We start from the raw sequence: 13,112 nt of genomic DNA, 5'->3' as shown, positions 1-13,112 counted from the left end.
TCCTATGGATGTTCGTCAGTTAACACCGTTCATCAGCGTTAGTCCGCAGATCAATGTCGCTGATATTGGTCTCGCAGCCTCATTAGGGTTTCGCGCTATCATTGCCAATCGGCCTGAGAAGGAAGGGGAGGACCAGCCTCCCAACGCAGAGCTGGAAGAGGCCTGTCGCATTAATGGGTTGGACTGGCACTACTTGCCTGTCGTGTCAGGGAATATCACTGGTGCTGATGTACAGGCTTTCGCTCATCTGCTGGCCACTATTCAGGGGCCGGTATTAGCTTTTTGCCGTACCGGGACACGCAGTACCACGCTGTGGGCCTTGTCTGAGGCACATCATTTATCTGTTGAGGCTATTCTCAAGACTGCTTCAGCAGCAGGCTACGATCTGTCTGCTCAGCGTGACAGGTTGGGAAGTGCTGCCAGGCAGGAATCGACTCGTCCGAGCGCAATTGTGCGTCACGATGTATTGATTGTCGGGGGCGGTGCGGGCGGGCAGGCCGTTGCAGCGAGTTTGCTCAAGCGCCAGCCGGATCTGGATATCGCCATCATTGAGCCAAATACGCTGCATTATTATCAGCCTGGCTGGACTCTGGTCGGCGGTGGTGTGTTTGAGCGCAAAGATACTGTGCGCAATATGGCCAGTGTGATGCCTGACCGGGTGAAGTGGTATCAGACCGCCGCCAGCCTTTTTCTTCCAGAACACCAGCAAGTCCAACTGGAGGATGGTACGGCGTTGGGCTATCGCACTCTGGTCGTGGCTGCGGGGTTATCGCTTAACTGGCAAGGTATTAAAGGGCTCAAGGAGACGTTGGGGAAGAATGGCGTCACGTCCAACTATCAGTTTGATCTGGCTCCTTACACCTGGGAGTTGGTGCAGAGTACACGTTGCGGCAAGGCTTTGTTCAGTCAGCCACCTATGCCGATTAAGTGTGCAGGTGCGCCGCAGAAAGCCATGTATCTGTCCTGTGATCACTGGTTGCGGCAAGGTCGCCTGAAAGATATCAACGTCGAGTTCTGTACTGCCGGAGCTGCGCTGTTTGGTGTTGCCGACTACGTGCCAGCGTTGATGAAGTATGTAGAGAAATACGGCATTCAGCTCAATTTCCAGCATAACCTGATTGAGGTAGATGGCGCCGCGCGTCGGGCACTGTTCCGCATCACTGCGCCCACGGGGGAAGTGATTGAGGAAGAGAAGCCCTTCGATATGCTGCACGTATGCCCACCTCAACAGGCGCCGGCCTTTATTCGCAACAGCCCCTTGGCTGATGCGGCGGGATGGGTGGACGTTGATACCCAGACACTGAAGCACAAACGCCATGGCGACATCTTTGCGCTGGGCGACTGTGCCAACTCCCCTAACGCCAAAACGGCAGCGGCTGTACGCAAGCAGGCGCCGGTCGTGGCGGAGAACGTGTTAATGGCATTGCAAGGCCAGGCGGCACGCGCCATTTATGATGGTTACGGTTCCTGTCCGTTAACGGTGGAGCGCGGCAAGATCGTGCTGGCTGAGTTTGGTTACGGTGGCAAACTCTTGCCCTCTTTCCCCACATGGCTGCTTGAAGGACGTGAACCCAGCCGCCTGTCATGGTTGCTCAAGGAAAAGATGCTGCCCTGGCTATATTGGGAAGCCATGCTGAAAGGGCGTGAGTGGCTGGCCGCTCCGCAGCTGCTTGAGCACTCTCCTGCCAGCCACAGTTCGCAGCAGGCATGCGACTTTGGCGAACGGAAGTAACGGGTAGAGGAGAATCAGGATGCTAGCCCGCTATCTGCCGATACTCATGTGGCTGAAAACATACAACCGCCACACTCTTACCAGTGATGCTATTGCTGCCGTGATTGTCACCATCATGCTGATACCGCAGTCTTTGGCCTATGCTTTACTGGCAGGGTTGCCCGCTCAGGTGGGGTTGTACGCCAGTATCCTGCCGCTGGTGGCCTATGCGGTCTTTGGTACCAGCCGCACACTGGCGGTGGGGCCGGTCGCTGTGGTTTCGCTGATGACCGCAGCGGCGGCCAGCAATATTGCTCAGCAAGGCTCAGCCGAATACCTGGCAGCGGCGGTTATGCTGGCGGCGCTATCCGGTGCGATGCTGATTGTCATGGGCGTGTTGCGTCTGGGTTTGCTGGCGAACTTTCTCAGTCACCCTGTTATTTCCGGCTTTATTACGGCGTCTGGCCTCATCATTGCTGCCAGTCAGCTCAAGCATTTGCTGGGTATCAAAGCTGACGGTGACACGCTGGTCGACATCCTTGTGCAGTTGTTCGGGCAGCTGCAGCACATTCACTGGCCTACGGTGCTGATTGGGGTTTCTGCCACATTGTTCCTGTTCTGGAGCCGTACCTCTTTAAAGCCATTGCTATTACGCCGTGGTCTGAGCGGTCGTCATGCCGACATTCTGGCGAAAGCGAGCCCGGTGCTGGCAGTGGCATTGACAACACTGGTGACCTGGGGGGGCGGGCTGGACAAGCTGGGGGTGAAGATCGTTGGTGATATCGTGGTTGGCCTGCCCAGTCTGCAATTGCCTGCGTTCACGTCCTCCATGTGGGAGAAGTTACTGGTATCGGCACTGCTGATCAGTATTGTTGGCTTTGTCGAGTCAGTCTCTGTCGCGCAGACACTGGCGGCCAAGCGTCGTCAGCGGATCTCGCCTGATCAGGAGCTGATCGGCCTAGGTGCATCAAACATTGCCTCAGCCGTGTCGGGTGGGTTCCCGGTAACCGGAGGATTCTCCCGGTCCGTCGTTAACTACGATGCCGGTGCAGAAACCCCGGCAGCGGGCGCGTTCACCGCCATCGGCATTGCTCTGGCTGCAGTGCTGCTGACTCCGCTGATTTACTTTCTGCCGAAGGCCACTCTGGCGGCTACTATCATTGTGGCGGTGCTGAGTCTGGTTGATTTCGGCGCGTTGCAGCGTACCTGGAAATACTCCAAAAGCGACTTTGCTGCCATGATGGCAACTATCCTGCTGACGCTGGTCGAGGGTGTGGAGGTGGGTATCATGGCTGGGGTGTCCTTGTCCATTCTGCTCTATCTCTATCGCACTAGTCGTCCGCACAGTGCGATTGTTGGCCGGGTGCCAGGCACCGAGCATTTTCGTAATGTCTGCCGTCATCAAGTGGAGACAGATCCAGCCATTATTACGCTGCGCGTTGATGAAAGCCTCTACTTTGCCAATGCACGCTATTTGGAGGATCTGATTTATGACCTGGTGGCAAGTCAGCCGAAGGTCAGGCATCTGGTGTTGATGTGCCCGGCGGTCAACCTGATTGATGCGTCGGCTCTGGAGAGTCTGGAGGCGATTAATCATCGCCTGCGAGACAGCGGGGTCAGCTTCCACCTGTCAGAAGTGAAGGGGCCGGTCATGGATATGTTGAGGCGCAGTCACTTTCTGGAAGAGCTCAGTGGCCAGGTGTTTCTCAGTCAGTTCGATGCCTGGAAGGCGCTGCATCCTGCTCCATCAGCCGCGAGGACGCTGCACTCTGTGGTCTAGATGACACGCCCGGGCCAGTAACAAGATTGAGAAGTTATCAAGCGAATCAGCCATTTGTGGTAGTGTGCTGATTCGCTGTTTTATTCTCACAAAGTCCATCACTTTGACGTCCATCCCGATTGAATCAGTACTATTTTGCGGCTCATTAGAGTCATCAATAAAAATAGCTGCAAAAAAGTATAGTTTTGCTTTGTCTTTGTACTGGTTAATCTTTGAGCGGGTCCACATAATTCCCTCAGTCATGCACAGACCGAGGGAAGATAATGCATAACAACATTCCCCTGACACCTGAGTTCGAGCTGAAAGACCCCGGTGTCGAAACAATACGCTACCTTGATCATGGGCACCCGAGTCCATTGATTCGCTGGCATGCCCATGATGACTTCGAGCTGCATTTTATTGTAGCCACCAGTGGCAAGGTTTTTGTGGGTGACTATGTGGGTACGTTTGCTCCCGGGCAGCTGATTCTCACCGGCCCCCGCTTGCCTCACAACTGGATATGCCGAAATGACGTTCATGCTGTAGCGGTAAGGGATCGTGCCCTGCAGTTTCCTGAAGAAACCTTTGCCAAAGTGGCTGACATTCTGCCTGAGTTGGGCCAGTTGTCGCCTTTGCTGGAGCGGGCTCGCTCTGGTATTGAGTTCGTTGGAGTTGCCTTTCAGGATGTCCAGCGGCACTTTGACAAGATTCGTGATAGCAGTGGTTTGCATCGGCTTCTGCACTTTCTTGATTTCATGCAGGAGCTGGCGCAATGGAATGACTACCGTTTGCTGTCCACCGTGCAGATGAACAATACCGCCAGTGAGAGCCAGCAGCAGCGTATTAACCAGGTGGTGGAGTACATCAACCAGCATTGTGATCGTCCCATTTCGCTGTTGGAGGTGGCTGAGCTGGTGGGTATGAGTGAAAGTAATTTCTCGCGCTTTTTCCGCAAGGCAACCGGTAATCGCTTTATTGAGTTTCTCAACCGCGTCAGGATCAGCCGTGCCTGCATCATGCTCAGCGAGACCAATGAGCAGATCACCCAGATTTGCTATCAGGCAGGCTTCAACAATATCGCCAACTTCAATCGTCGTTTTCAGGAGTTGAAAGGGGTGACGCCGCGCGAATACCGCCAGCAGGCGCAGCTGCGTTTTACCAGCAAGGTGGCGTGATCAGGTTGTCTGGCTATTCTGCTTCTCGTTCCTTTTTCGTTCCCTTTTCTCTGTGCCATCGGCTAGGTAGCGGGTGGCATAGCTTCATTCCTTTCCCCTTGAGTCAGGGAAAATATCGCTAACTTCATGATTTTGTAAAGCTGGCATTCAAATCGGCACGCCGCTTGCTATCTACTCCGTAGAGATAGTGAAGAGGTGTCCTTATGTCGATGGATAGAGCGTTATACCTGGCCATGTCGGGTGCCAAACAGAACCTTTGGGCACAGGCCATACACTCTAACAACCTGGCTAACGTCACCACTACGGGCTTCAAGCGTGACTTCGAGCAAGCCCGCTCTATGCAGGTGTTCGGCGAATCTTATCCATCGCGCGTGTACAACATGACTGAAAACCCCGGCACAGACTTCACAGAAGGCACGCTGGACCACACCGGACGTGATATGGACGTTGCCATCAGTGGCTCCGGCTTTATCGCTGTCCAGCGTGAGGATGGTACCGAGGCATACACCCGTGAAGGCAACCTGCATACCGATGCCCTTGGTGTACTGCGTAACGGCAAGGGGTTGCCGGTACTCGGCAACGGCGGGCCTGTCGTGTTGCCACCTTCCAGTAAAGTGAATATTGGCTCAGACGGAACAATCTCGGTTGTGGCTCAGGGGGACGAACCTTCTGCCGTAGCTGAAGTGGATCGTCTGCGTCTGGTGAACCCGGATATTCGTGACATGAAAAAAGGTGAAGATGGCCTGTTCACTATGGAGAACGGCACGCCTGCTACGCCTGATGCCAACGTGCAGCTCGCTTCGGGTTATCTGGAAACCAGTAACGTCAATGCTGTGGAGGAGTTCACCAACATTCTCTCTCTATCCCGGCAGTACGAGTTGAATATCAAAATGATGAAGACGGTTGACGACAATGCCAGCGCTGAGAACCAGCTGCTGCAATCGTCTTGATATCCTGTAGCGACATAAGGGGACTTTCATGCTAGCGGCTTTGTGGATCAGCAAGACAGGGTTAAATGCTCAGGATCTGTCACTGTCAACGATTTCCAATAACCTCGCCAACATCAGTACGACAGGCTTCAAGAAAGACCGCGCGAACTTTGAAGACCTGCTCTATCAGATCAAGCGCCAGCCCGGCGGCTTGTCTACTGCGGATACCCGTTTGCCGTCTGGTCTGCAGATCGGTTCCGGTGTGCGTGTGGTGGGTACTGAGAAAATCTTCACCCAGGGCGACATGGATGTAACGGATAACACGCTGGATGTGGCGATTCAGGGAGACGGCTTCTTCCGTGTGCAGATGCCTGATGGCTCTATCGGTTACACTCGCGATGGCAGTTTTCAGCTCGACTCTGACGGCAATATCGTGAACTCTGACGGTTATCTGCTCGACCCGGAGATTAATGTCGCCAACGCTACCCAGATTACCATCGGTACCAACGGTGATGTGGAGGTGGTGCTGAATGGCGACACTGCCAATCCGCAAGTGGCCGGGACCATTCAGATTTCTACCTTTGTGAACCCTGCTGGTCTGCAGGCTGTCGGTAATAACCTGTTCAAGGAAACGGCTGCCAGCGGCGCTCCCAGCGATGGTACGCCCGGGGATGATGGTTTCGGAACGACTTCGCAGGGCATGCTTGAGTCGTCCAACGTCAACGCCGCAGAAGAGCTGGTAAAACTGATCACTACCCAGCGCGCGTATGAAATGAACTCCAAGGTGGTTTCTACCGCCGATGAAATGCTGTCCTATGTGACGCAGCAGCTGTAAGCAGTAAGTGAAGAGAAGTAGGTAGGCAGGTGCAAAAAATGAACGTACGAAAACTCACGCTACCGTTAGGGGTTGTTGTGCTGTCGGTGCTGGCGGGCTGCAATGCGCAGAATGCCAAACCAAATGATCCTGCCTATGCACCCGTGACTTCTCAGGAGATGAACCCTCCGCGAGAGAATAATGGCTCCATCTATCAGCCCGGATATGAAATGGCGTTGTATGGTGATCGCCGTGCTCACCGTGTGGGCGACATTATTGTGATCAACCTGGAAGAAACGACTCAATCATCGAAATCGACGTCCTCCACGGAATCTAAGGCATCATCCGAAACGATCAGTAATCCAACGATTCTGGGGCATGCGTTTGGGGTTGGCGGCCTGAATCTTCAGACGGGGTTGAGCTCCAGTGGCAGCTTCAGTGGCAGTGGTGACGCCAGTCAGCAGAATAACCTTGCAGGTACCATCGCTGTTACCGTATCTGAAGTGATGCCTAATGGCGTGATGCGGATCCGTGGGGAGAAATGGCTGACCCTGACTGAGGGGGATGAATACATCCGTATCACCGGGTTGATTCGCCCAGAGGATGTTTCTCCAAACAACGATATCAGCTCAACCAAGATTGCAGATGCGCGTATTGGCTACAGTGGTAATGGACAGGTACAAAACGCATCCATCATGGGATGGTTGAGTAAGTTCTTTATGAGTGCCTTGTGGCCCCTGTAACGGCATCTTTGAGAGGGTGAGGGCAATGATGAGATTGAAAGATAAAGCACGCCGATTGAGTGTTGTCATGCTGATCATCGGGCTGCTGTTTCCTACTGTCAGTCAGGCTGAGGTAACCCAGCGCCTCAAAGATATCGCCGATGTAGCCGGGGTGCGTACTAACCAGCTGGTCGGGTATGGCCTGATAGTTGGTCTGGATGGTACGGGGGATAAATCCAGTGCCGCCTACACCAGTCAGACGTTCAAGAACATGCTGCAGCAGTTCGGTATTTCCTTAAGTAGTTCGACCACGCCCTCTTCCAAAAATATCGCTGCAGTGGCCGTATCCGCTGATTTACCACCCTTTGCCAAACCCGGCCAGACTATTGACGTGACCGTGTCGTCGTTGGGCGATGCCAAAAGTCTCCGCGGTGGCTCGTTACTATTAACGCCTCTGCGTGGTGCTGACGGTCAGGTCTATGCCATGGCGCAGGGGAATCTTGTGGTAAGTGGCTTTGGTGCCGAAGGCAGTGATGGCTCCAAAATAACGGTGAATGTATTGAATGTTGGCAGGGTTCCTGCAGGTGCTACGGTGGAAAAAGTCGTACCAAGTGGCTTCAATACGGGAGATTCGCTGGTGTTCAACCTGAACCGGCCAGATTTCACTACTGCTAAGCATGTCACCGAGCAGATCAATAATCTGCTGGGCGCTGGTGTGGCCGAAGCCATGGATGCGACGTCTATCCGGGTACGAGCACCGCGTGATCCTTCTCAACGCGTGTCTTACCTCTCGGTACTGGAGAATATGGAAATTGCTCAGGGTGATGAGCGTGCCAAGGTGATTATCAACTCCCGTACCGGCACTATTGTCATCGGCGAGAACGTGCGGGTGTCTCCTGTTGCCATTACACACGGTGCTTTGACTGTCTCTATTACGCAGACTCCACAGGTGAGTCAGCCAAATCCATTATCTGGCGGCAGCACCGTGATTACTCCCCGAGTCGGTATCCAGGTGGATTCTGGCAGTGGTCATATGTTTGAGTTTTCTCCGGCGGGAGCGACGCTGAAAGATATCGTCAACGCAGTGAACAGTGTCGGCGCGGCACCTGGAGACCTGATGGCCATTCTTGAGGCCCTGAAACAGGCAGGTGCGCTCCAGGCTGAGTTGGTCGTGATCTGAGGTCATCATGATTGGGCAGACAACATCTCAGTCTCAAGTCTTTACTGATCTGAATCGACTGCAGTCGCTTCAGCATGAGGTAAAGACCAGTGAGTCTCCTGAAGCCATCAAGAAGGTGGCTCAGCAGTTCGAGTCGTTGTTTGTCAATCAAATGCTCAAGTCCATGCGTGAAGCAAACCAGTCGATCAATCCCGATGGCATTTTTAACAGTTCTGAGATGAATTTCTATCAGGACATGCTTGATCAGCAGATGGGTATCAATATCAGCGAATCAGGTGGTATTGGGTTATCCGACTTTTTAACCCGTCAGCTGACTCACGGCAGCAGCGGTAGTAGTAGCCACAGCGAAAGCAAAAAAGATGTGACTCAGGTAGACAGCAGTATCCGGCACTTTCTGGCTTCTCATGGCAATGCTTCGCCGTCGAGCGGCAATAGTAATCTGGATATGGATGCACTTTATGCCAGTCTGATGGCAAGGCAGGGCGGCAACTCGGTTCAGGGAACCGGCAGTTTTTCTTCTGCCTATTCTTCGGACGGTGGCGACATCGATTCGGCAGATGAGTTTGTACAAGCGCTCTATCCTGAAGCCAAGCAGGTGGCTGATGCGATGGGTGCTGATCCCAAGTACTTACTTGCGCAGGCAGCACTGGAGTCTGGCTGGGGGCAACGAATGATTCTTAACGAGGATGGCAGTAACAGCCATAACCTGTTCGGTATCAAGGCAGACGGCAATTGGGACGGTAAAACCACAGCTACATCCACGCTGGAGTACCGTAATGGCGTGCCCGTCAGAGAGAATGCGTATTTCCGTTCTTATGACACCTACGCAGACAGTTTTGCCGATTACCTGAGCTTCCTGAAGCAGAATGGTCGTTACCAGCAGGCGCTGGCCAATAGCACGAACGGTGAGGCATACGTTCAGGAGTTGCAGAAAGCGGGCTATGCCACCGATCCGAATTACGCCTCCAAAATCAGCCAGATTGCCCGCAGTGATCGTATGAACAGTGCCCTGGGAGGGCTGAATCAGCTGTAATGCGACAGTGCGCTATTGTACTGATGCCATCTGCCGCTAAAGATGTGATTAATACGGCCGCTAAATATGGCACGTATGGAGAGTTGCTATGTCAAGTTCACTGATAAATATTGGGATGCAAGGAGTTCGGGCCAGCCAGGCAGGCTTGGCTGTGACAAGTACCAACATCTCTAATATCAACTCTCAAGGTTACAGCCGGCAAACTGTCACTCAGTACTCAAGCGCTACTTATGGAGTAACGACATCATCTGTCAGTCGTATCGCTGATCAGTATGCGGTGAAAAATTTGCAGACGCAGACGTCGGTCTATCAGGAATCGTCCACCAAGCTGCAGCTTGCTCAGGTGCTGGATGAACTAGTATCCGGCTCCACAACGTCCATCTCTGACTCCATCTCAAGTTTCTTCGCTTCGGTTAATGATGCGATTTCTGACCCCTCCGATAAGACCAGCAGAAGCCTGGTGCTTTCCAATGCGCAGGAGTTGTCGGGTATCTTTAATCAGGTAAACGACACCTTGCTGGGTCAGCAGAGTGACATCAATGACACTATTACCAGCTCCGTAACTTCGATCAACAGCCTGACGACGTCACTGGCTGACTTAAACAGCCAGATCAGTTCTGCCTACAACCAGGGTCAGTCCGTGCCTGATCTTGAAGACCAGCGTGATGAGGTGATTCGTCAGTTGTCTGAGCAGGTGGGCGTACATACGGCTGATGCTGAGAACGGCATGGTCAACGTTTACCTGAATGGGGGCGACGCGCTGGTGGCGGGGGTCACGTCGACCAACCTTAATGTCGTTCAGGGCGAATACGACAAGAACCAGCTGGATATTTCAATCGGCAACTCCACCACCTCGATTTCATCAAAAATTTCAGGGGGGGCGCTGGGAGGGGCGATTGAGTATCGTGATGAAATTCTCAACCCCACCATTAATCAGGTCGGCCAGCTGGCCATGACGTTCTCAGAGAGCGTTAACTCTGTGTTGGAGCAGGGGGTTGACCTTAATGGCAATGCTGGGCAGGCATTATTTGACCCGGCGCTCAGTGGTTCTTATACGGTGAGTAATCGTGTGTTGGCCAGTTCCAACAATGATGGCTCAGCATCGGGAACGCTGACGTTTCCAACAGGGTGGGATCCGTCTACCCTGACATCCAGTGACTACTCTGTACGCTATGACTCCGGTACAGGTGAATACACGATCACGCGCTCCAGTGATGGAAGCGAAGTTGCCTCCGGTGCTGGCCCTGGTTTTACTGTTGATGGCTTTGATCTGTCGTTTTCAGGTACCCCTTCTGATGGCGATACATTTCTGATTCGCCCGACATACAGTTTTGCTGGTGAGCTGAGTACGACAGACATCACCTCGCAAGAGCTGGCGTTTGCCGCGTCAGGTAGTACGACTGATGTAAGTGGTGATAACTCGAACGGGCAGTTACTGGCCGACTTGCAAAACAGCTCCATTGTTGATGGATCTTTAAGTTTTGAAGGGGCTTACTCCCAGATTATTGGTGACGTCGGTGGGTATGCCAGTAAGGCGTCAATGGCAGAAGAAAGTAATGCGACGCTGCTTTCCAGTGCTCAGGATATTCGCGACTCTGTTTCTGCTGTCAGCGAAGACGAAGAGGCGGCTAACCTGATTAAGTTCCAGCAGGCATATCAGGCTGCAGCACAGGTTATTTCTGCTGCTCAGCAAGCATTCAGTACTTTGCTTAGTGCAATTAGTTGAGGGGGATGGTGATGCGTATTTCTTCTCAGCAAATTTATCGTCAAGGGCTTACGTCTCTGCAGAAGAATCAGGAGACAGTATCCCGCGCAAACTTGGAATTAAGCTCAGGCTACAGTGTTATTACGGCAGGTGACGATCCGGCCGCTGCGACACAGGCAAGTCGTATTTCTTCCAAGCTGGCTCAGTCTAGCCAGTATCAGCGCAACAATACCTCTCTTAACAATTCGTTGAGTTATGAGGAAAGTGTGCTGGATAGTGTTGAAACCTCCATGTTAAGGGTTCAGAGCCTGGTGAATGAGGCGGGTAACGGGGCGCTTTCTGACAGTGATCGTGAGGCTATTGCCAAAGAGCTGGAAGATCGCATGACGGAGTTGCAGGATCTGATGAATTCGAAAGACTCATCAGGGAATTATATATTTTCTGGTCACGCGACCAAGACTGAACCATTTACTGCTGATACGACATCTACGACTGGCTATACAACATATTCCTATCAGGGGGATTCAGGAAAAACCAGCATAGATATTTCCAGTTATGTTTCTCTGGCAAAAAATGATCCGGGCGATAGCGTATTCACTTTTGATGAAGTGGATGCAGATGGTAATTCCACAGGGAATAGTACCAATATATTGAATGTGGTGAGTGAGACTATTGATGCACTTCGCAATAGCTCGGGCGATGATATTGATCTGTCAAAGTACCTTAACAATGTTGATGCTGCTTATAACACTGTGCTGGGGACTGTATCTGGGATTGGTGCTAGACAGAATGTGGCAGACAACGTTCAGGCAACTCTGGAGGCGAATGATGTGTCCGATACGGCGCAGCGTGCCAACCTGGTGGAAGCGGACTACTATGAGGCGGTGACCAACCTTACGCAGAGTACCAGTGCTCTGCAAATCGCTCAGGCTTCCTACGTCAAGATCCAGGGGATGAGCCTCTTCGACTATCTCTAATGACATGGACTTCCCAGTCATCACCTGAACTGAAGGGCCGCTTACGCGGCCCTTTGTTTTTCTGGTAAGAAAAAAATAAAAAAATCCTAAAGGAAATAATGGCTGGGTCGATATAAATATTATCAAAGATGCAATATCGCATTTGAAAATTAGAAAGTTTAGGAGAGATTAAAATGGCCTTATATGTAAATACCAACGTGTCTTCATTGAATGCTCAACGTCAATTGAATAGCTCTACCAATGCTCTGGCAACTTCATATGAACGTTTGTCTTCTGGCTATCGTATTAATAGCGCAAAAGATGATGCTGCTGGTTTGCAAATCAGTGATCGTATGACCTCTCAGATCAACGGTCTTAATCAAGCAATTCGTAATGCTAACGATGGTATCTCGGTTGCACAGACCGCTGAAGGTGCGCTGGATGAAACCACTACCGCATTGCAACGTATCCGTACCCTGGCAGTACAGTCACAGAATGGTATTAACTCCAGTGCTGACCGTGCAGCCCTGCAGAAAGAAGTAACAGCGTTGCTGACTGAAGTAAGTCGTATTGCTGTGACTACCCAGTTTGGTGGTACTAACATCCTGACTGGCGGTTACTCTGCCAAGTTCCTGGTCGGCGCCAACGCTGGTCAGACGATTAGCGTGAACATTTCCACTCCTGATGGTTTGAATGGATTCAGTGCAACTGGTCTGGGAATTAGCAGTGTGGATGTGTCCACTGCAGACGGTGCTTCAACCGCTTTGGCTACCATTGATGCTGCAATCTCTGCAATTGGTGGTCAGCGTGCCGATCTCGGTGCGATCCAGAACCGTTTTGATTCAACCATCCGTAACCTGACCAACATTGTTGAGAACGTGAGCGATGCCCGTTCACAGATCAAGGACACAGACTTCGCGTCAGAAACTGCCAGCCTGACGCAGAATCAGATTGTGCAGCAGGCCAGCAGCTCAATTCTCAGCCAGGCTAATTCTCTGCCGCAGATCGCGTTGTCTCTGTTGGGAGGTTAATAAGGGATACAAAAGAATACCCATCAATGAACTTCAGGAGGCTTTGGTGAGAGTTTCTGGGTTCATTGATGGGTTAAGTGGGTCGCTCAATCTCTCC

General features: G+C 52.3%; 11 protein-coding genes. All 11 read left to right on the top strand.

Annotated elements, in window-relative coordinates; all coding sequences use genetic code 11:
- Positions 1 to 4 precede the first annotated feature (4 nt).
- Positions 5 to 1,732, top strand: coding sequence for a bifunctional protein tyrosine phosphatase family protein/NAD(P)/FAD-dependent oxidoreductase (locus tag WH50_RS04825; protein WP_110186296.1), 1,728 nt, complete (start codon positions 5 to 7; stop codon positions 1,730 to 1,732).
- Between the two features lie 19 nt (positions 1,733 to 1,751).
- Positions 1,752 to 3,491, top strand: coding sequence for a SulP family inorganic anion transporter (locus tag WH50_RS04820; protein ID WP_110186295.1), 1,740 nt, complete (start codon positions 1,752 to 1,754; stop codon positions 3,489 to 3,491).
- A gap of 263 nt (positions 3,492 to 3,754) precedes the next feature.
- The gene (locus WH50_RS04810; protein WP_104152515.1) at positions 3,755 to 4,645 is read left to right on the top strand and encodes a helix-turn-helix domain-containing protein; all 891 of its coding nucleotides are present in this window, start codon (positions 3,755 to 3,757) and stop codon (positions 4,643 to 4,645) included.
- A 203-nt stretch (positions 4,646 to 4,848) separates the two neighbouring features.
- A complete protein-coding gene (flgF, locus tag WH50_RS04805) occupies positions 4,849 to 5,595 on the top strand; it encodes a flagellar basal-body rod protein FlgF (protein WP_341476823.1) in 747 nt (248 codons plus the stop codon).
- A 28-nt stretch (positions 5,596 to 5,623) separates the two neighbouring features.
- On the top strand, positions 5,624 to 6,409 hold the full coding sequence (flgG, locus tag WH50_RS04800; protein ID WP_110186293.1) for a flagellar basal-body rod protein FlgG: 786 nt from the start codon (positions 5,624 to 5,626) through the stop codon (positions 6,407 to 6,409).
- A gap of 38 nt (positions 6,410 to 6,447) precedes the next feature.
- Positions 6,448 to 7,131 carry a flagellar basal body L-ring protein FlgH gene (flgH, locus tag WH50_RS04795; protein ID WP_110186292.1) on the top strand — a complete coding sequence of 228 codons (684 nt, stop codon included), beginning with the start codon at positions 6,448 to 6,450 and terminating at the stop codon, positions 7,129 to 7,131.
- 67 nt (positions 7,132 to 7,198) lie between these two features.
- Complete coding sequence (locus WH50_RS04790; RefSeq protein ID WP_243410001.1) at positions 7,199 to 8,290, top strand: flagellar basal body P-ring protein FlgI; 1,092 nt, start codon at positions 7,199 to 7,201, stop codon at positions 8,288 to 8,290.
- Between the two features lie 7 nt (positions 8,291 to 8,297).
- Complete coding sequence (gene flgJ, locus WH50_RS04785) at positions 8,298 to 9,323, top strand: flagellar assembly peptidoglycan hydrolase FlgJ (protein WP_110186291.1); 1,026 nt, start codon at positions 8,298 to 8,300, stop codon at positions 9,321 to 9,323.
- Positions 9,324 to 9,411: 88 nt separating this feature from the next.
- On the top strand, positions 9,412 to 11,049 hold the full coding sequence (gene flgK, locus WH50_RS04780; protein WP_110186290.1) for a flagellar hook-associated protein FlgK: 1,638 nt from the start codon (positions 9,412 to 9,414) through the stop codon (positions 11,047 to 11,049).
- Between the two features lie 11 nt (positions 11,050 to 11,060).
- Positions 11,061 to 12,005: a flagellar hook-associated protein FlgL gene (gene flgL, locus WH50_RS04775; RefSeq protein WP_165838305.1), complete on the top strand. Its 945-nt coding sequence runs from the start codon at positions 11,061 to 11,063 to the stop codon at positions 12,003 to 12,005.
- Between the two features lie 173 nt (positions 12,006 to 12,178).
- Entirely contained in the window at positions 12,179 to 13,015 is an 837-nt protein-coding gene (locus tag WH50_RS04770; RefSeq protein WP_110186288.1) for a flagellin N-terminal helical domain-containing protein, read from the top strand.
- Positions 13,016 to 13,112: the final 97 nt, after the last annotated feature.

This window comes from Pokkaliibacter plantistimulans (assembly GCF_003194385.1).
GTDB lineage: Bacteria > Pseudomonadota > Gammaproteobacteria > Pseudomonadales > Balneatricaceae > Pokkaliibacter > Pokkaliibacter plantistimulans.
Note: the sequence above shows the minus strand (reverse complement) of the source record. Positions and strands in the feature narration are given on the sequence as shown.